Origin of the sequence: Herbaspirillum huttiense, assembly GCF_004367745.1 — a bacterium.
Taxonomy (GTDB): domain Bacteria; phylum Pseudomonadota; class Gammaproteobacteria; order Burkholderiales; family Burkholderiaceae_D; genus Herbaspirillum; species Herbaspirillum huttiense.
Genome location: NZ_CP037993.1, coordinates 4,713,779 through 4,733,214, shown reverse-complemented (window position 1 = coordinate 4,733,214; position 19,436 = coordinate 4,713,779). Strand labels below are relative to the sequence as shown.

Annotated in this window: 15 protein-coding genes and 1 pseudogene; 9 read left to right on the top strand and 7 right to left on the bottom strand. The window is 59.2% G+C overall.

The window, feature by feature from the left end; all coding sequences use genetic code 11:
- Positions 1–277: 277 nt before the first annotated feature.
- Positions 278–1,285 carry a hypothetical protein gene (locus E2K99_RS21090; protein ID WP_240733783.1) on the bottom strand — a complete coding sequence of 336 codons (1,008 nt, stop codon included), beginning with the start codon at positions 1,283–1,285 and terminating at the stop codon, positions 278–280.
- Positions 1,286–1,374: 89 nt separating this feature from the next.
- Here E2K99_RS21090 and E2K99_RS21085 point away from each other — a divergent pair.
- A pseudogene (locus E2K99_RS21085) lies at positions 1,375–1,674 on the top strand (OsmC domain/YcaO domain-containing protein); the annotation flags it as partial.
- Positions 1,675–1,792: 118 nt separating this feature from the next.
- On the opposite strand, the gene E2K99_RS21080 reads toward E2K99_RS21085, so the two are convergent.
- From E2K99_RS21080 to tssJ, 6 genes are all read right to left on the bottom strand, one after another.
- A complete protein-coding gene (locus tag E2K99_RS21080; protein ID WP_240733782.1) occupies positions 1,793–2,671 on the bottom strand; it encodes a hypothetical protein in 879 nt (292 codons plus the stop codon).
- Entirely contained in the window at positions 2,668–3,579 is a 912-nt protein-coding gene (locus E2K99_RS21075; protein ID WP_338033866.1) for a DUF2515 family protein, read from the bottom strand. The genes E2K99_RS21080 and E2K99_RS21075 overlap by 4 nt, the downstream gene beginning before the upstream one ends.
- 134 nt (positions 3,580–3,713) lie before the next feature.
- Positions 3,714–6,593: a type VI secretion system Vgr family protein gene (locus tag E2K99_RS21070; protein WP_134223453.1), complete on the bottom strand. Its 2,880-nt coding sequence runs from the start codon at positions 6,591–6,593 to the stop codon at positions 3,714–3,716.
- Positions 6,594–6,632: 39 nt separating this feature from the next.
- Positions 6,633–7,406, bottom strand: coding sequence for a type IVB secretion system protein IcmH/DotU (gene icmH, locus E2K99_RS21065; RefSeq protein ID WP_420840925.1), 774 nt, complete (start codon positions 7,404–7,406; stop codon positions 6,633–6,635).
- Between the two features lie 2 nt (positions 7,407–7,408).
- Positions 7,409–8,755, bottom strand: coding sequence for a type VI secretion system baseplate subunit TssK (gene tssK / locus E2K99_RS21060; RefSeq protein ID WP_039783881.1), 1,347 nt, complete (start codon positions 8,753–8,755; stop codon positions 7,409–7,411).
- 61 nt (positions 8,756–8,816) lie between these two features.
- Complete coding sequence (tssJ, locus tag E2K99_RS21055) at positions 8,817–9,446, bottom strand: type VI secretion system lipoprotein TssJ (RefSeq protein ID WP_034330816.1); 630 nt, start codon at positions 9,444–9,446, stop codon at positions 8,817–8,819.
- A 367-nt stretch (positions 9,447–9,813) separates the two neighbouring features.
- Between tssJ and E2K99_RS21050 the strand changes: the two genes are divergently transcribed.
- From E2K99_RS21050 to tssH, 8 genes are all read left to right on the top strand, one after another.
- Complete coding sequence (locus E2K99_RS21050; protein WP_034330817.1) at positions 9,814–10,440, top strand: tetratricopeptide repeat protein; 627 nt, start codon at positions 9,814–9,816, stop codon at positions 10,438–10,440.
- Between the two features lie 91 nt (positions 10,441–10,531).
- Positions 10,532–11,032: a type VI secretion system contractile sheath small subunit gene (gene tssB / locus E2K99_RS21045; protein WP_034330819.1), complete on the top strand. Its 501-nt coding sequence runs from the start codon at positions 10,532–10,534 to the stop codon at positions 11,030–11,032.
- Positions 11,033–11,043: 11 nt separating this feature from the next.
- Complete coding sequence (tssC, locus tag E2K99_RS21040) at positions 11,044–12,537, top strand: type VI secretion system contractile sheath large subunit (protein WP_034330820.1); 1,494 nt, start codon at positions 11,044–11,046, stop codon at positions 12,535–12,537.
- Positions 12,538–12,571: 34 nt separating this feature from the next.
- Positions 12,572–13,063, top strand: a complete 492-nt coding sequence (locus E2K99_RS21035; protein WP_034330822.1) for an Hcp family type VI secretion system effector — start codon at positions 12,572–12,574, stop codon at positions 13,061–13,063.
- 190 nt (positions 13,064–13,253) lie between these two features.
- Positions 13,254–13,742 carry a type VI secretion system baseplate subunit TssE gene (gene tssE / locus E2K99_RS21030; RefSeq protein ID WP_134223451.1) on the top strand — a complete coding sequence of 163 codons (489 nt, stop codon included), beginning with the start codon at positions 13,254–13,256 and terminating at the stop codon, positions 13,740–13,742.
- A complete protein-coding gene (gene tssF, locus E2K99_RS21025; protein ID WP_039783887.1) occupies positions 13,743–15,587 on the top strand; it encodes a type VI secretion system baseplate subunit TssF in 1,845 nt (614 codons plus the stop codon).
- Positions 15,551–16,639 (top strand): type VI secretion system baseplate subunit TssG, encoded by a 1,089-nt coding sequence (tssG, locus tag E2K99_RS21020; protein ID WP_134223450.1) that lies wholly within the window; start codon positions 15,551–15,553, stop codon positions 16,637–16,639. The genes tssF and tssG overlap by 37 nt, the downstream gene beginning before the upstream one ends.
- A 72-nt stretch (positions 16,640–16,711) precedes the next feature.
- Positions 16,712–19,387, top strand: a complete 2,676-nt coding sequence (gene tssH, locus E2K99_RS21015) for a type VI secretion system ATPase TssH (protein WP_134223449.1) — start codon at positions 16,712–16,714, stop codon at positions 19,385–19,387.
- Positions 19,388–19,436: the final 49 nt, after the last annotated feature.

Sequence of the window (19,436 nt, the reverse complement as noted above, 5' to 3'; positions counted from 1 at the left end):
TTTGGTCTTGCCCGGCGTGGATAAAAGAGTCCTCATCTCGCTTATTGCGGTCGCCATAACGAAAATCAGCATTCTGCCTATCGCGGATTTGAACGCGAAGCGCACACGAGTCCGCTGGTATTCGAGGGAGTAAAAAGATGAATGCACTGTGAATTTCTCAGCGAGATCGTCAGCGGTCAGACAGAGCGTTCAGCCATTTGGAAATTCTCCCAAACATTCAGGTAATGGATATTGATACCGTTGAGCACATGTCAGCTTTGAAGCCCTCCGTCTATCTTCATTCTTGATCGGAGTCCCATTGCCAGATGGTGGCGCCATATTGGGAATTCAGGCTTGGCATGGTCTCTCCGCGCTTGAATTTGCGTCGGGAATTCAGTTGGGCAGGCGTGAAATAATATCCATCCTCCGGGCACAGTTCTCCGCTTGCAACGCGTCGCTGGAAATCCTGCGGTGCGTTTAGCGATGTTATCTTCCGTTGATGGGCCACCTTCTTGACCAGCGTCCATGTACATGGAGCAGTCTGATGCAGAGCTTCTTCGCCGTATTTTTCCGAGGTGCCAGGAATGTAGAGAGATTGCATTCCCAAGAATATGCTGCATTCGGGAGCCTCATCAATATCCTGGCCCAGGAACTGAGCACTGGAATTGGATTGGTCTGGAACATAGATGCCTGGTCTTGGTGGTGGCTGTCCTGTTCGCGCGGTGGTCGAAGGATCAAGCGCGTAGCCAGGCCAGGTATCCGGCGCATCGAGTGGCCCGCGATCCTCCGGCGTATAGCCGGGTGACAAGGTTCCGGCCGACCAGTATGCACCCAGAGTAGAAATGATGTTACTCGCCCGGACGAGCGCCTGACTCAGCAGGTGCCGATACGTACGTACGCCTTCCTCGCCCATCCACTCGGCGGAAAATTCGAGCTGCCCCTTGAAGTCAGAGCGCACTCCATGCGCGCTGTTGAGTCCATCGAGGTCTCCATGAGACAGCTTGATATAACCGCTGCAGAGGCTGTCGAATGTATCTCGGAAGTTGGGAAGCACCTGCTCTCCCCAAACGATATCAGGCTGTTCAGGTAAAGCACGATTGCGGTAATCGGGAGGCAAGTTTTGCATGAACTGACTCAGCCGTGATTCCACAAATTCAAGTAGCTCGTGCCAGTTGTCTCGCAATTGGCCCAGGTATTCAAGAGATGTGTAACGTTCCAAGAGAAAAATCTCTTGTGGATCGAGATGGCCAGGAGAGTTAATCATTTCTTGCATTTGCTGATCAAAAAGCTTTAAGTTGCTGCGCACCCTTCAACTGCGCCACAGCTTCGTGGGCATCCATCTGCGTGCTGGTGACGCGGGCTCCGGCAAACGGTCGCGCCGTCGAGGAGATCAACAACGACAACTCGGTGGAACGTGGCCTGTTCTACCAGGCGTTGAATGTTGTGCCGGAAGTGGAGCGGGATGATGAGCTGGAACTATCGGACTATGAGACCAACTTCTGCCGCATGTTCGGCGACGCGCGGATGGATGCGGCCATCGGATCGGTGAACGGCAGCGTCCGCTTCTTTGGCTTGACGCCGACCAGCATGACGCTCGAAGGGCTGGATCGCCATCAGCGCTTACTGGATAGCTATCGCAAGCTGCACAAGACGCGTGCCCTGTTTGCGCGGGTGGATTCTGCTTCAGCAGCTTGATGTAGTTGTCCTTGCTGCAGGAATGACCACTCGGCCTGATCTGCGATCAGGCCGCTTTTCCTTGTGTAAAGCCCGGGAAGATGCATCCATTCTTTCAACTTTCGCCTGAAGCAGGCTTTCAAGGAATGGATGGGTCCTGGTAAGCGGTATCGATGACAACGCCGCGTCGCCCCAACGTCTCCTCAGCCTGATCCCGGTCTTGCTTCAATAGCGGCAATTCCGAAGCGAGTGCGCTTTCCCAATCTGACCGCTTTGCAGGGCCAACTATCTGACGTGCCTCTTCCTTGCTGCCAACCAGGGATAACTTGAGGAAGTAAGCGCCTGGCTTGTTTCTGTCAAGTCGTTCCATGTCGCGGGTCAGGGTCAAGGTCAGGTAAGCATGGTCAAGCTGGAAGCGCCATGTCGCGTCAGCGGGAAGACTCATCCATTCATCCAGATCAGGCACGTAGGCGGGATCCAGCGAGTGCACCGGTGAGGTGATGGCGAAGTGCAAGGCTTGCGCTCCATTCAGCCGCGGCAGCGAGCGCTCGATGTAGTGACGCCAGCCAGCGGCTCTTATGTTGTTCAGGATGCGCATCATTCTCTGCCTTGCCTCATCGTGCGGGATATGCTCTTCAGCGCCCAAGCCAGCGTAGATGTTCCATTCAATGATATTTTCGTCCGGGAAGTGGGGATCCTCGTTACCAGAAATTCCAAGAACATCATTGAGCATGAATGCGTGTGTGCCGTTGCGTATCTCCACGGCACCCAAGGCATCGCGAGGCCAGTCCGCTGAATAAAAGTTGACGTTGGGGGGCCTGTTGATCAGCACTATCTGATTTGGGTAGCGTGCGAGAAGTTCTTTGCCGGATTGATTGGCGCTGATTTCGATCTGATGGGGCATATTGATTGACTTCTCTGATTTATCGGGAGAACAGGCGGTCAGGAGCGCGATGATCCAGAACATGGATGCCACCGCGCCAATTCGAAATAGCCGGAATGCTTTCATTGAACTCATCGTGTTTTGCTCGGAGGGACGAGCATGTATGGCGAACGGAAATTCTCAAGTTGATCCTGATTGACCCAACCCGCCATGATATTGAGCTGACCTTCCATGTACGCGGTTTCCTGTTGCATCATCTTGTGGAAGATACCTGCAACGTTAGTAATCCACTTCATTCTGCTCTGGAAATTTTCGAGAATGGTATCACTCGGCGCGTATGAGTTTTTGTTCTTGTCTTCTATGTCGCAGGCACTGCTGAACGCCATCTTCAGTTTGGGAGAAAACATGCGGACTCCTGGCAAGCGCTGCACCCACACCCATCGAGAGAACGAGCGATCATCGTAGATCAAGGGCTGCAGGATGACCCCTTGTTCGTGCTTTGCGATAGCGATCAGGTGCTGGTACTTCAGATTCTCCTGGATGCCGCCGGGCCGGGTCGCTTCAATTTGCTTGACTAGATTGAATGCCTGAACGATGTAATCGTGCTTTTGCATGTTCGAAATCTTGTGCAGGGCCTCGTCCTTCCAAGGGTAATTGGCCACCTGTTCTTTCACTGGTTTAATGTACTTGGAAGCGTCCCGGCAACTGACACATTGGTCAAAGCTGTCGCGAAAGCGTGTGTAATACCAGTGCCAACCACTGATGTCATAGAACAACCATAAATTGCCTTTGGCCAGACCTTTGAATACAGGATCAACCAGAGGTACCCGTATATCATCAAGTGAACAAGCGACAGTCTTGCTGGCAAACGCGCCCAAGGCCATCCAATAAAAGCGGCCCTTCTTGGCAGGATCTCCGTAGTCTTCCTTCTCCAGATAAAAGCGGGCGTAGGTGGCCGATATCCTGCGTGCGCGATCACTGAAGACTGGAATGATGGAACCTTCATTGCGCCCATGCAGCTTGCAAAGGCGTTTGGTGCTCATTTCCTGGATCATCGACCACATCAGATTGCAGTTGCACTTGACTTCCTTCTTCGAGTTCACAGTCGTATTTGTCTGTGACTGGACTTTATCTGCGGCTCCCATCGAACTTTCCCTTTGCACCTTGGTTTATGTGTTCAGGTTTTGGTCGGCACGACCTTGAACCATTCCATGGAAAATTCCACGTTTTCGCTGGCCTCCGTACTGACGCGCTCGCTCATCCCGTCCTTGGCGGTGGCCGCCAGCTGATCACCGGCTGAACTCTTGATCCGGTAAGGAACATCGGAAAGTGGATTACCATTCGGATCCTTCACCACGAAGGCCTCGTCAAAGAGCTTGTACTTGGTATCTGGCAGTGCCATCAAATCCGGCGAGACGCTCGCCCCACCCGGAAACGCATGCGTCGCCCCCTTCACCGAAAACGTCCCCGGACAGGCAAACGTGATATTGCCACCCTCCAGCGTCACCGAAGCCTGCCCCGCCTGCAGCACGATCTTCTGGCGCGCCTTGATCTCAATGCCTTCATTGACGCTGATGACGCTCACATCCTTGTCAGCCAGGATCTCCAGCGCATCGGTATGCGCCTGCAAGGAAACCGGGCCATTGCCGGCGAAGGCCTGAATGCCGCCGTCGTGCGCAAAGAGCGTCGCCGCCTTGCCGGCCGCGAGGCTGGCGGTGTCGGCGGCAGTCCAGTGGGTATCCCCCTGTGTGGTCCAGTGAAGGTTTTCGCCAGCGTAGAGCACGGTGGAAGCCGCGCTGGCCCAGTTGACGTTGGTGGGTGACTCCATCAGCACAGCGGCCTTGCTGAACTTTTCGACCGGTTGCGAGCTGTCGCTTTCACGGGAGCCCGCCTGGCTCTTGAATGCGTCCTGACCATTGACGCTGGCCGGATGCTTGCCCTGATCCTGCGGGTCGATGACAGAGATGAAATCGGTCTTGGCCTGCAAGGCGTCCGCACTGTGCAGCGCCTGCTGCTGTGTGGCGGCCTCGCCCATGGTCTGCGCAAGTTGCTGCGCACCCTTCAACTGCGCCACAGCTTCGTGGGCATCCATCTGCGTGCTGGTGACGCTGGCACCCGCAACCGGACGCGCCGTCGAGGAGATCAGCAAGCCTTCGGCACCGCGCACCACGCCCCAGGCGTCCGTGCGCAGTTCAAAGCCCTGGCCGCGATAGTTGCCACGCTGGGCTCCGGTATCTGCCTGATCGATCAGATGGCCGAGATTGAGCTGGGATTTGCCCTGGCTCGAGGCCAGGCGCATGCGCAGTTGCGACTGCGTGTCGTCCACCACCCATTGATTGAAACCGCTGCCATCATGCGCCGTGCTGTGCCAGCCCGAAATCGTGCCGGCATGGTTGGCGTCAGACTCGGCTCCTGCCGGGAAGGGCGGCACATCATTACCGTTATAAAGTTGTGCGACCACGACCGGACGATCAATGTCACCCTCGATGAAATCGATCAGCACTTCGCTGCCGATGCGCGGCGTGAACTGGCTGCCCCAGTTGGGGCCGGACTGCGCTTCTGCCACGCGCACCCAGGTGCCGGAGGCGTCGTTGCCGGGAGCATTGCCGTCCTTGTCATCGAGATTGCCGGTCTCGCGCAAGCCGCCCGGATTGGGCGACTTCCCGCGCTGCCAGTGGAACTGGACCCTGACGCGGTGATTGCGGTCGGTGGTAACGGCCGCATCCGGCAGGCCGGTCACCAGCGCAGTCTGAGTGCCACGCGCCGTTGGCTTGAGGCGCTCCGTGATTGCAGCAGGAACGATGGGGACTACCTCACGCACGGCCACGAAGCTGTTGCGGTAGGTCCCTGCCTTCAGGTCGTCATTGGATACGCTGGCCGAAGAGGGCGTCTTGCCGAACAAATTTCCCAGCGAGGCGGGGGCGACCTGATCGAGGATCTGGGCAATGTTGCTGTCGAAGTTGTTGCGGGCGCTGTGGCTGACCGAGAGCAGCTTGAAGCGGTTCTCGCCTTCGGGATAGCGCTCATGCTGGCTCAGCGTGAATTGCGTTCCTGCACTGAGCTGGCGTGCCGCACCTGCGCCCTCAAAGCGCTTGTTCTGCATTTCCAAGGCCTGCAGCATCAACTGCGCATGGGTCGCGGCCGCCTCCTGGTCTGCAAAGTCCTGCTGGCCGGTGCCGTCGTAGACCGCCAAGGCAGGGACTTCGCCGGCATCCAGGCTGGAGCTCTCTTCGGCCGAAGGTGAAGATATCTTCTCGGGATGCCAACTGGCCAGCGCCACTGCGTTGGAACGCACGCTGCGCATGGCGCTGAAGTCGGTGATGGCATCGCTGGCCTCGGTGGCGGCGATACGGTGAAAGCGGATGCGCGTATCGCCGCCGGGAAGATCAGGTGCCTTGGCCTCGCGGTCGAAGATGACCAGCTTGTGTCGCGCCTGTTGCTGGCCGGAGGCCTGGCCTTGCTCACCCTCCTGCTGATGCTCGAAGCGGAAGTTCAGGCCCTCGCTGGCCAGGATGCGGCGCAGGAAAGCGAAATCACTCTCGCGATATTGCGTGCAGATGTCGCGCTTGGTGAGCGTCTGGGTGACATCCAGAGCGAAATTGGCTTGCGGGTATTCCTTCAGGACGGCGCTGGCGATGTCGGTAACGTTCATGTCCTGAAACAGGAAGCTGTCGCGGCGGCGGTCGAGGAAGGCGAGGAAGGATTCCAGCCTAAGCCTGTAGCGCGCCAGTCCGCCATCGGCACCCAGCCACGAAGCCTGGGTGCAGTAGCCGTGCCAGGCGCGTCGGCTGCCATCGGCCTGAAGCAGGCGCAGGGTCAGTTCGGTCCCGATGAATTGCTTCAGATCGAGATCGGTGGAGACGGAGAGGGCGTCGACCTCGAACTGGAAATTGTCATTGACACTTTCCTGGCCGTGGAAGCGCTCCACGACCAGGGACTCCGGAAGACCGGCTTCCTGCGCGCTGGCCAGCGTGATCAGGCGCGCGTGTTGCGACAGGCCAGGGCCGAAGAGTTGGTTGATGACGCTGGAAAGTGAATCGGGAAAAGGCAGATTCATCTGTGTGGCCTTCCAAGACTATCAGGGGAGAGATCGCGTTCAGGGCAGGGTGATGGTCAGGTTAGCGGTACGCGGTGCCAGCTTGACGATATCGGAATAGCCGGCCAGTCCGTTCTCCGTGCCGCTGGTCAGCATCCAGTTCAAGCCGAGGTACGCGAACAGGGCGATGAAGGCAAACAGCGAAGCCACCACCCACAGCGGCACATCATTGCGCAGCTTGTTGACGATGGCGTCAGGCCGCGCCCAATGTGGCGCGAAGCCGGCGCTCTTGCCCTTGAGATGGGCGATTTCGTCCCCCAGCCGTGCAGTCAGATAATTCAGTTTCTCCGGACCTTCCAGCGCGTACTTGCCCTGGAACCCCAGCAACAGGCACATGTGAAACACTTCCAGCGCCTGGATGTGCGCATTGCCGCGGACCCGCAGGTCTTCCAGCTGCTTGAAGAAATTTTCACCTGCCAGTTGATCGCCGAACATGGTCAGCTGCAGCGGACGGCGCTCCCAGGCGTCGCGGATGCCGAAGCTGGAGCGCAGGATGATTTCATCGACCGAGGCGCAGAACGCGTATTTGGCGGCGTAGACATCTTCCGGGGAGACGTCGAGTTTCTTCGCATTGCGTTCCACATCGCCCAGGAATTTCTGCATCTTCACCGAGAACGAAGCTTCATCCACCGGCGCGCTGCCATTCTTGAGCATGAAGAGCGCGTAGAAACCGTCATACATCAGATCCAGCAGCGAGCGCGCATTGACTGGCGCTGCGGCCATCTGGGACGGGGGGAGATGGTCCTGATCGAGCAGGGAAGGGGCCGAAGTCATGTTCATTGCGTCACCGCCAGGAGTTCGAGTTTGAGGTCACGGATGCCGGAAGGTACATAAATGCAGATCGATTGCGCCTGCAGCATGCGCTCATACATGGCACCCTTGCTTTCCAATGTGAAGTAATAGGTGTCGGGGCGCACGGGCAGGGCAGCCGGCACTTGCGGCGAGTGCACCAGCTTCACGCCGGGCAGTGCGGCCAGCACGAATTTCTCCACATCCTCGGGCGCGCCGATCTTGAAGCGCAGCGGTACCACATCCACCAGCTCGATGGCCGGCAGGTCGGCGTTGACGGCCAGGTAGAAACTGGTCTTCTCGTCGATCTTGCCCGAGTCCAGCATGCCCATGTGATACGACGGCTTGCTCTCGTGCAGGGCGATGGCGAAATAGCGTGACGAGATGACGGTATCGAGCAGCTCGCGGATGATGCCATCGAGCCGCGCAAACGGCGGACCAGGATCACGATGGTCATACGGCGGCAGGTCCGCCAGCGCCAGGCTGCGCGAGAAGGTCATCAGCGAGCCGGCCAGCCCGAGCAATTGTTCATACAGGCGCTCGGGATGCAGCAGGGGATTGTTCAGATAGTGCGAGAGGCTGGCGTAAGCGGTGCTGGCCGTATGCAGCAGCCAGAAGGAGGTGATGTCACCCGATCGGAACTCCACCACGCTCTTGCTGGGTTCGCGATGATGTCCGTAGAGCGCGCTGACCTTGGCCTGCAAGGCATCCAGCAGGCGGCGCAGGCGCAGGAACAGCAAGGGCGCCGCATGCACCGACAGGCTGGGGGCGACGAAATCGGGATCCAGTTCGAATCCTGATGAGCTTGCACGGCGCAAGCGCACGATCGGAATGCATACCAGGGAGTCGCGCGGTTCGTTCTCGGAGACCAGTCGCACTGCCTTCTTCAAATAGCTCATCTCCGCCTTGGCCGCATCGGTGAAAAGATCCGGCGTCTCGATGTTGTCTTGAATGTAGCGACTGGACTGATGATTGCCGGTACCCGAGGCGAAATTGCTGCCGAAGCTCTTCAGTGCCGGCAGGGCCGCGTAGAAGGTGACGGATTGTTGGGAAAGCGGGATTTCGGTCAGTTCGATGGGATCGGGCAGGTCGTCGCCATCAGGTGCCTTGTAGATTTCCCCATCCTGGAAGATGGCCGACAGTTCGAGGATGCGCAGCGTATTGTTGTTCAGGGCATCGCGGTCCACCTGCAGGGAGGAGATGCCCCAGCAGTAGGGATTGAGCGCCAGCGCGGTCTGGTGCAGGCGTGTTTCGTGATAATGATCCTGGCGCTGGAAATGCTGTGGCCGGAGGAAAAGACCTTCGCCCCAGAGGACTTTGTTGGAGTGATTCACTTGGATTGCCCCGTCGTGATGATTGTCATGTCGCGATGTCCTGCGAATTGTTGTTTGAATTTCAATGACACTGAACCGGTGCCAGCATCAGATTCTTCTCCAGCGGCTTGCCCTGCATATCGATGGCCACCGCCCCCGCACCCACGGTCAATGAGCAGGATTGCAGGCCGACGGTAATGCCATTCTTCTCCGCTTCATCGGCCTTGAAGACGACACGCCAGCGCTGCGGTGCCGGATTGACGAACAGCGCCACGACACCGATGTAGCCGGCCTCATAACTGACCTTTTCGGAAATTTCATAGCGCTGGCCCGGTACCAGCGTGACTTCCTTGACCTCCAGCAGGTCGGCTCCCAAGGCTTCCTTTTCTTTTTGCGCACTCAGGAACGTGTCATATGACGCCTGTTGGAAACTAATGTTCTGCTTGAGCTTATAAATTTTTACCACCAGGGCCAGCGGTCGCTGCTGCGAATCGACATTGAGCGCCTTGGACGCGTGCAGCTTGATCGGCACGGTACGCGGCTGCTTCTGGGCGTCGGGGAGTTCCGGCGTGTCCGGCTTCTTCAGGCCGAGCGCCTCCAGCGTGGACTTGGCGGCCTGCGCGACTCCGGAGGCCGCGCCGACGGCGGCGCAGCCGGATAGAGAAAAAATGACAACTCCAGTTGTCAGGTGATTAATCAATCGGTTTTTCAACGCTGCCCCGTGCGGTTTATTGGATTTCTGATGAGCGATTTCTCGCGAGCCGAAAAAATTTTAGGAAGTCTTTACAGATTGTGGAACTGCATTTTCCCTTGAAGGTCTATGCGATACATTTGGACGAGCTTAAGTTCAAATTACTTAAAACTATTAAGTCGGGCAACAACCTGATAGTCGTGATTAGAACGTGGCGTAGTGAAAAAGTGCGGTTTCCAGAAGCATCAATTTCGCCAGAAAACTGCCGTCGCATCTCATTTGCAGTCTAAAAATCAGGAATCTCCGGAATTTTTCGGTGCCGACTAATTTGCTTGCGCGATGTCGTGCAAGGCTTTCTTAATGTCAAAAATATAAGGAGTGGTTTCCAATGCGTGCGAGCAAATTCAAGACAGGTCTGATCATTCCGGCGTTGCTGGCGGTGATGTTGGCGGGTTGTGCCAATACCCAGGGCAAGCCCAATCCGGAAGATGAGGCCAAGAACACGCTGGAAAGCGGAGTGGCCCAGGCCAATACCGCGCAGGCGGAAGGCAAGACCGACGAGGCCGTGTCGGTGCTGAAGGTAGTGGCAAGCCGCTTCCCTGCTGACAAGACCCCCTGGCTGCGTATCGCCCAGATCCGCTTCGATGCAGGTGATTACAGTGATGCGATCGTCAACGCCCAGGAAGCCCTCAAGCGTGATCCCGCAGACAAGGTCGCCAACAGCATCGTGACCGTCTCCGGTCTGCGTCTGGCCACCAAGTCCCTGGGGGATCTGCGCTCACAAAATGCATTGAATGGTTCGGTCAAGACCGAAGCACAGGACCTGACCAAGATCCTGCGTGAAAGCCTCGGCGAAAACACCTTGGTGCCCGCTCCGGCCAAGCCTGTTGCAGCGGTCCGTCCGCGCGGCAAGGCAGCCCGCAAGGCGGCTCCTGCACCGGCTGCAGATGCGGATGCCGGCAATGGCAGCAGTGGTGGTGGCAGCGGTCCCAATCCCTTTGGCAATCTGAAGTAAGGCGCGCCAGCGGGGGCAGCTTGTGCTGTCCCCGCTTTTCAAGCCGCCTCAGGCGAATGGGGCGTTCACTCAATACAGCAGCGGAGCAAACATGGCCAAAAGAGAAAGCATCCAGAAAAAACTGCAGAAAGTGCGTCCCCCGCGCGTGCAGATGACGTATGACGTCGAGATCGGTGACGCCATCGAGAAGAAGGAACTGGCCTTCGTCACCGGTGTGGTCGGTGATTTTGGCGGCAACTCGGAGGTGCCGCAGCCGCGCCTGAAGGATCGCAAGTTCATCAACATCGATCCCGATAATTTCGACGAAGTCATGAAGGGTATCGAGCCGCGCGCGGTCTATCGCGTGTCCAATGAGCTCTCCGACAAAGGCGGGGAATTCGCGGTGGAACTGAAGTTCCGCTCGATGGAAGACTTCCGTCCCGAGTCCGTGGTGCAGCAGGTCGAGCCGCTGCGCAAGCTGCTGGAAGCCCGCACCAAGCTGGCCGATCTGCGCAACAAGATCGCCGGCAACGACAAGCTGGAAGACATCCTCAGCGACGTGCTCAACAGCACCGAGAAGCTGGCCGAACTCAGCAAGCAAACCAACAAATAAAAGAGATTCCCATGTCCGCTCAAGCCAATACCGAAGCTGCCGCAAGTGCTGCGCCTGCCGCTGCCGCCAGCACTCTTCTGGATGACATCGTCGAACAAAGCAAGGTCGCCAAGTCCTCTTCCGAGCATGACCGCGCCAAGGATCTGATCACCGAACTGGTCAGCCAGGTCATGGAAGGGACGGTGGTCGTCTCCGACAACCTGTCGGCGACCCTGGATGCCCGCATTGCCGAACTGGATCATCTGATCTCGAATCAGGTCAGCGCCATCATGCATGCCCCCGAATTCCAGAAGCTCGAAGGCAGCTGGACAGGCTTGAACTACCTGGTGCGCAACACCACCGTTGGCGAGAATCAGAAGATCAAGATCCTCAACGCCACCAAGAAGGAACTGGTCAAGGACTTCAACTCGGCCCTGGAATTCGACCAGAGCGCCATGTTCAAGAAGGTATATGAAGAAGAATTCGGCACCTTCGGTGGCGCGCCTTTCGGTGCCTTGCTGGGCGATTACGAGATCACGCGCCAGCCTGAAGATATGTACTTCATCGAGCAGATGTCGCGCATCGCCGCTGCGTCGCACGCCCCCTTCATCACCGCCGCATCGCCTGAGCTGTTCGGCCTGGAGAGCTATGCCGACCTGGGCAAGCCGCGTGACCTGTCCAAGGTCTTCGACACGGTCGAATACGCCAAGTGGAAGTCCTTCCGCGAATCCGAGGATTCGCGCTATGTCGGCCTGACCCTGCCGCGCTTCCTCGGCCGCCTGCCGTTCAATCCCAAGGATGGCACCACCGTTGAAGGCTTCAACTTCGTCGAGGATGTGGATGGTACCGACCATTCCAAATACCTGTGGTGCAACGCCGCCTATGCCTTCGGCAGCAAGCTGACCAAGGCCTTCGAGGACTTCGGCTGGTGCGCGGCCATTCGCGGCGTGGAAGGTGGTGGCCTGGTCGAGGACCTGCCCACCCACACCTTCAAGACGGATGAAGGCGAAGTCGCCCTCAAGTGCCCCACCGAGATCGCCATCACCGACCGTCGCGAGAAAGAACTGTCGGATCTGGGCTTCATCTCGCTGGTCCACTGCAAGAACACGGATTACGCCGCCTTCTTCGGTGCCCAGTCCGCTCAGAAGCCCAAGAAGTACAACACGGATGCGGCCAATGCCAACGCGGTCCTGTCCTCGCAGTTGCAATACATCTTTGCCGTCTCGCGCATCGCTCACTACATGAAGTCGATGATGCGGGACAAGATCGGCAGCTTTGCTGCCGCTTCAAACGTCGAAGACTTCCTCAATCGCTGGATCGCGCAATACGTGCTGCTGGATGACAACGCCACGCAGGAAGCAAAAGCGCAATTCCCGCTGCGCGAAGCTTCGGTACAGGTGTCGGAAGTGCCGGGACGGCCAGGCGTTTATCGCGCCGTGTCGTTCTTGCGTCCGCATTTTCAGTTGGATGAACTGTCCGTGTCGCTCCGGCTGGTTGCGGAGCTGCCACAGGCAGGTAAATCTTAACTATTTTTCCTCCCTCATGTTTACAGGATAAGTTATGGCAATTGACGTCTATCTGCAAATCGACGGCATCAAGGGTGAATCCACTGATGACCTGCACAAGGATTGGATCGAGTGCAAGACCGTTGACTGGGAAGTCCTGCAGCCGAAATCGGCAACCGCATCGACCGGTGGTGGCCACACCGCCGAGCGCTGCGAGCACAAGGACATCGTGTTCACCAAGGTGGCTGACCTGGCTTCGCCGCTGCTGCTGCAAAACTCTTCCTCCGGCAAGACCATCCCGAAGGCCAAGTTCGAATTCATGCGCGCCGATGGCAAGGGCGAGCGCGTCCGCTATTTCGAAATCGAACTGACCAACGTCATGATCAGCAGCGTCGCTCCCTCCATCGAGTCGGGCGAGATCCTGAACGAAGTGGTCGGCCTGAAGTACTCCACCGTCAAGTGGAAGTACACCCAGCAGAAGAAGGATGGCGGGACCGCCGGCAATACCTCGGGCGGTTGGGATCTGTCGACCAACAAGGTCATCTGAGGCAACCTTGCACTGAACGGATGAGCTGTCGGCAAAAGAACAGCCATTCATGAAGCGTATGACGTCCGCCGGTCTTCCGGCGGACTTCCGCTTTCAACACCGTGTGATTCACTATCAAGATCGTTGATTGGTCGGCCAGGCCAGTCGATTCACCCACCCGATAATTCGATCACCAGACGGGGGAAAGCATATGAAAGGCTTCGCGCCCAGCCTGTTTGACAAGCTGATGAATGATGGACCGCGTTCCTCCTTCAGCCCTGTCGTCAGCCGCCTTTCCATAGAAGAACTCAAGGATGCCGTCGCACGCGATCTGGAAGCGATGCTCAACACGCGCTCCGTCGTGCCCGAGGAATTGCTGCAGCAATATCCCGAATGCAGCACCTCCATCATCGCCTATGGTCTCAATGATTTTGCCGGGATGAGCCTGGCCAGCCTGGATGACCGCACTGCCATCTGCCATTCCCTGGAAGAAGCCATCTCCCGGCACGAGCCACGATTGCGCAACGTCAAGGCCACGCTGGAGATCCAGGAAGGTTCGATCAACCGCCTCAATTTCGCCATCAGTGCCTTGCTCGTGGTCAATGCGGCGCGCGAGACCGTCAATTTTGACGCCGTCCTGCAGCCGTCCACCCTGCAATATTCGATCAGCAAGTCGCGAACCACGCGCATAGGAGTCTAAGTGCAAGAGCTGCTTCCCTATTACGAGCGCGAGCTGAGCTTCCTGCGGCGCTATTCCCGCGAGTTCTCCGAGCGCTATCCCAAGATCGCAGGCAGCCTGTTGATGGCCGGCGAGATCTGCGAGGACCCACATATCGAGCGCATGATCCAGTCCTATGCGCTGCTCAACGCGCGGGTCTCCAAGCGGCTTGATGACGACTACCCCGAATTCACCGAGGCCTTGTTCGAGGTCCTCTATCCGCATTACCTGCGACCTTTCCCCTCCTGCTCGATCGCGCGCATGGACTCAGCAGCCTCGGCTGCGCAGCTGACCAACGCCACCGTCATCCCGCGCGGGACGGCGCTATCCACGCGGCCGGTGAAGGGCGTGATCTGCCGGTTCCAGAGCGCTTACGATGTGCCGGTCGCGCCCATCCGGTTAGCACAGGCGGTCTTTTCTCCCATTATCGACGCGCCTGAAGCGGTAGTGTTGCCGACTTCGGTGACATCCTCCCTGTCCATCACCATCGAGACCACCACCGAGCAGGTGACCTTGTCCAAGCTGGGCCTGGCCTCGCTGCGCGTCTTCATTGATGGCGAGGCCTCGTTCTGCGCCGCCCTGCGTGACAGCCTCTTCATGCGCAGCACGGCTGCCTGGGTCGAGCTGCCGCGCAGCGGCCGCTGGACCGGGCTGCGCAAGGTCCCGCTGGCCGAGGTGGGGTTCGCTGAAGAGGACGCGCTGATCGACTTCCCGTCGCAATCGCATCCGGCTTATCGCTTGCTGACCGAGTATTTTGCCTTCCCCGAGAAATTCAATTTCTTCGACATCGATCTGTCGGCCATTCTCGCCGTCCTGCCGGCCGGGACCAAAAGCTTCACCTTGCACCTGGGCCTGTCCGGCTTGCGCGCCGATTCGCACATCGCCCGCCAGCTCGGCGGCGTCAGCGCGGCCAATCTGCTGCTGGGCTGCACACCGGTCATCAACCTGTTCAGCCAGCGGGGCGATCCGATCCGCCTGACGCATGCGGGCGCCTCGTATCCGGTCCTGCCCGACGGGCGTCGTGCCTTCGGTTACGAGGTCTACTCGATTGATTCGGTCCAGCTGGTGCGCCAGACGCCGCAAGGCGAATCGATCACGCGTTTCCGCCCCTTCTATTCCCTGCGCCACGGCCAGGCTCCCGAGAGTGATGGTCACTACTGGGCCATGCGCCGTGACGAATTGGTCGCCCTGAAGAGCCCCGGATATGAAACGGAGATCTCGATCGTCGATATCGATTTCGATCCGGCCAAGGTCGAGACCGATACCCTGAGCATCGAGCTGACCTGCACCAACCGCGACCTGCCTGCCTTGCTGACCTACGGCCTGCCGGGCGGAGACTTGAGTCTGGAAGGTGGCGGCGTGATCCGCACCGCCGCCTTGTTGCGCAAGCCGACGCTGCCGTCGCGCTTCGAGCGCGGACGCGGCGCGCAATGGCGTTTGATCTCGCATCTCTCGCTGAATCACCTCTCGCTCATGCGGGGCGGACTGGAAGCCTTCCAGGAGATGCTCACGCTTTACGACCAATCCAATTCACCCATTTCGCAACGCCAGATCAGTGCCATCGCCGCCATCGATCACAAAGCCACCACCGCATGGTTGCCGGGCAATCCGTTCGCCAGCCTGGTGCGCGGCATCGAGGTCAAGCTGACCGTGGATGAAGAAGGTTTCGTCGGCAGCGGATTGCACGCCTTCGCCGGCGTGATCGATCGCTTCATGGGTTTGTACGTCCACGCCAACAGCTTTTCGCAGTTGACCGTGATATCCAAAAGAACCGGGGAGGAACTGCTCAAATGCAGGCCACGCAGCGGAGATTTGAGCCTAGCGTGATCGAGCGGCTGTTCGCCGCTCCTCACCGCTTCCAGTTTTTCCAGGCCGTGCGCATGATTGAACTCTGGTTCAAGCGCAACGGAGTTCCGCATGAACGTGCGGTCAGTGATTTCCTGCGCTTTGCCAATCGCACCGTACTCGGCTTTCCTGCCAGCGAAATCGAGGGGATTGAGACCTATCCGCCGCGCGAAGACGAGACTGTCTCCGTCGCTGACATGGCAGAGGCGCTGCGCAGCGGGCAGATGAAGTATGTGCGGCTGACGCCGACCTTCATGGGCTTCCTGGGCGGCAGCGGTTCGCTTCCTGCGCATTACACCGAGCGCATCGCCCGTCACCAGATCGAGCAGCGAGATGAAGGTCCGCGTGCTTTCCTGGATGCCTTTTCCACGCGTTCGCTCGCCCTGTTCTATCAGGCGTGGAGCAAGTACCGGCTGGCCTTTCAATACGAAGCCGGCCGCCGCGATACCTTCCTGCCGTTGCTGTTGTCCTTGTCCGGGCTCGGTTTCCGTTCATTGCGCGAGCGCCTGCAGGATATCGAGGGCAACGGTGTCCGCGACGAATCCCTGGCGCACTTCGCGGGGGCCTTCCGTCACCGTCCCGCCTCGGCACCCTACATGCAGAAGGTATTGGGCGAGTATTTCTCGGTGCCGTTGCAGATCGAGCAGTTCGTCGGCTACTGGTACAAGGTGCCGCGCGAACACCAGACCATGCTGGGTTCGACCAATTCGGCGCTGGGCACGGCCATGGCCGGCGAGCGGGTCTGGCAGCGCGACCTGCGCATGCGTCTGCGCATCGGCCCGCTGGCGATGAAGGATTTCGAGCAGTTCCTGCCGGGGAAAAAGGCCTGCCTGGCCTTGGCGCGCATGTTGGGCATGTTCACCGGATCGACGCTCGAATATGAAGTGCAGCTGGTGCTGCGTGCGCAGGATGTCCGCGGGATGGCGCTTGCGGGCACAAATGAAGGAGGACGCCTGGGATGGGACACCTTCATCGCCACCGCGCCCGAAACAAGGGACCGCGCCGATATCCGCTACGAAATTGCCGTTCAGTGATGTGAAAGAAAACCACAAAAACCAAGATGGCCGCCAAGGCTGTCGCCACTCAAAGCAGGAAGGAAACGCAGCATGGGCATCAACCTGAAATCCCTGATCAGCAAACTCAACGAGTCCGCGCGCCTGGCCACGGAACGCGCAGCCACGCTGTGCATGTCGCGCGGCCAGTATGAAGTGGACCTGGAACACCTGTTCCTGGCCCTGCTGGAGCAGCCGCAGTCCGATTTTTGCCTGATCGCGCGACGTAGCGGCATCAGTCTCGACAGTCTGCAGGCTGATCTCGAACGCGAAATCGGCACCTTCAAGAACGGCAATACCCGGACCCCGGTGCTGTCTCCTCACTTGCAAACCTTGTTCGAACATGGCTGGCTGATCGCTTCGCTGGACAGCGGCAATCCCGCCATCCGCAGCGGCCACCTGCTGCTGGCGCTGCTGACCCAGAGCGAGCTGTCGCAACTGGCCTATCGCGGTTCCAAGCTGTTTGCCAAATTCAAGGTCGACGAACTCAAGCATGACCTGCACAAGCTCACCGAAGGTTCGGTGGAAGCGCCCGCGATGGCAGATGCCGGCGGCAAGCCGGCTGAAGAGGACAGCGCAGGCGGCGATCCCGTGGGCGAACTGCAACAGCGCGCTGCCAGCAAGACCCCGGCGCTGGACCAGTACACCACCCAGCTGACCCAGCGCGCCCGTGACGGCAAGATCGACCCGGTCATCGGACGCGATGCCGAGATCCGCCAGGCGGTCGACATCCTGCTGCGCCGCCGCCAGAACAATCCCATCCTGACCGGTGAGGCCGGCGTGGGCAAGACCGCCGTGGTGGAGGGCCTGGCCCTGCGCATCGCCCAAGGCGATGTGCCGCAGCCCTTGCAAGGCGTGGAGATCCATACGCTGGACATGGGCCTGCTGCAGGCCGGTGCCAGCGTCAAGGGCGAGTTCGAGAATCGCCTCAAGAACGTGATCGACGAGGTCAAGAAGAGTCCGCATCCCATCATTCTCTTCATCGACGAGGCGCACACCATGATCGGTGCCGGTGGCCAGGCCGGACAGAACGACGCCGCCAACCTCCTCAAGCCGGCCCTGGCACGTGGCGAGTTGCGCACCATCGCCGCAACGACCTGGAGCGAATACAAGAAGTATTTTGAGAAGGATGCCGCGTTGGCCCGCCGCTTCCAGGTCATCAAGGTCGAGGAGCCGACCGAGGAAGTGGCATGCGCCATGCTGCGGGCAATGGCCCCGCTCATGGAAAAGCACTTTGGCGTGCGCGTGTATGACGAAGCGATCACCGAAGCCGTGCGCCTGTCGCATCGCTACATCAGCGGCCGCCAGCTGCCGGACAAGGCCATCAGCGTGCTCGATACTGCCTGCGCCAAGGTGGCGCTGGGACAGAATGCCACGCCGGCGCTGCTGGAAGGCGTCACGCGGCGCATCGAGCGTCTGGATGCCGAGATCGGCGCACTGCGGCGCGAGAGCGCCAGCGGCTCCGAGCATCAGGCACGATTGGCCGAATTGCAGGCACAACACGCCGCGGCCCTGGCTGAACAGGCCGATCTGCAGACCCGCTGGGAGCAGGAGCGTGGCTTGAATGAGCGCATCCAGCAGACGCGTGCCGCGCTGGAAGACGCCAACAAGGAAGGTAGCAACACAGGTGATGCCGATGCTGCGCGCGCCGAACTGAAGCAGTTGCTGGATGAGTTGAAGCAGCATCAGGGCGAGACCCCGATGGTGCCGGTCCAGGTGGATGGCCATGTGGTGGCCGAGATTGTGGCCGGCTGGACCGGCATCCCGCTGGGCAAGATGGTCAAGGATGAGATCAAGACCGTGCTGGGCCTGGACGCCTTGCTGCGCGAGCGCGTGCTCGGGCAGCCGCAGGCGACCTCTGCTGTCGCGCAACGCGTACGTACCTCGCGCGCCAATCTGGATGATCCGGGCAAGCCCAAGGGCGTGTTCCTGTTCGTCGGACCGTCCGGCGTCGGCAAGACCGAGACTGCGCTGGCACTGGCCGACGTGCTGTATGGCGGCGAGCGCAAGCTGATCACCATCAACATGAGCGAATACCAGGAAGCCCATACCGTCTCCGGCCTCAAGGGCTCGCCGCCGGGTTATGTCGGCTATGGCGAGGGCGGCGTACTGACGGAGGCGGTGCGGCGCAATCCGTATAGCGTGGTGCTGCTCGACGAGGTGGAGAAGGCGCACCCGGATGTGCTGGAATTGTTCTTCCAGGTTTTCGACAAGGGTGTGATGGACGATGGCGAAGGCCGCGAAATCGACTTCAAGAACACCATCATCATCCTCACCAGCAATGTCGCTTCCTCGCAGATGATGCAGGCGTGCCTGAACAAGACTGCGGAAGAGTTGCCCACCCCGGATGAGCTCGATGCGCTGATCCGGCCCCAGCTGGTCAAGGCCTTCAAGCCGGCTTTCCTGGGGCGTCTCAAGGTCATCCCGTATTACCCGATTGCCGACGAGGTGCTGGTCGAGATCATTCATCTCAAGCTGGCGCGCATCGCCAAGCGGATCGCCGGCAACCACAAGGCCGAGTTCAGCTACGACAAGGCGCTGGTCGAAGCCGTGCTCGCGCGCTGCACCGAGGTTGATTCCGGCGCGCGCAATGTGGACAACATCCTCAACGGCAGCCTCTTGCCGGAGATCGCCGAAAGCGTATTGGCGCGCATGGCCGAAGGGCAGGGCATCAGCCGCATCAAGGTCTCGGCCAGCAAGAAGGGCGATTTCAAGTACACCATCCAGTAATCTTCACGAAGCGGTCAAGATCATGACGTGTTCCTCTCCACTCTTTCAC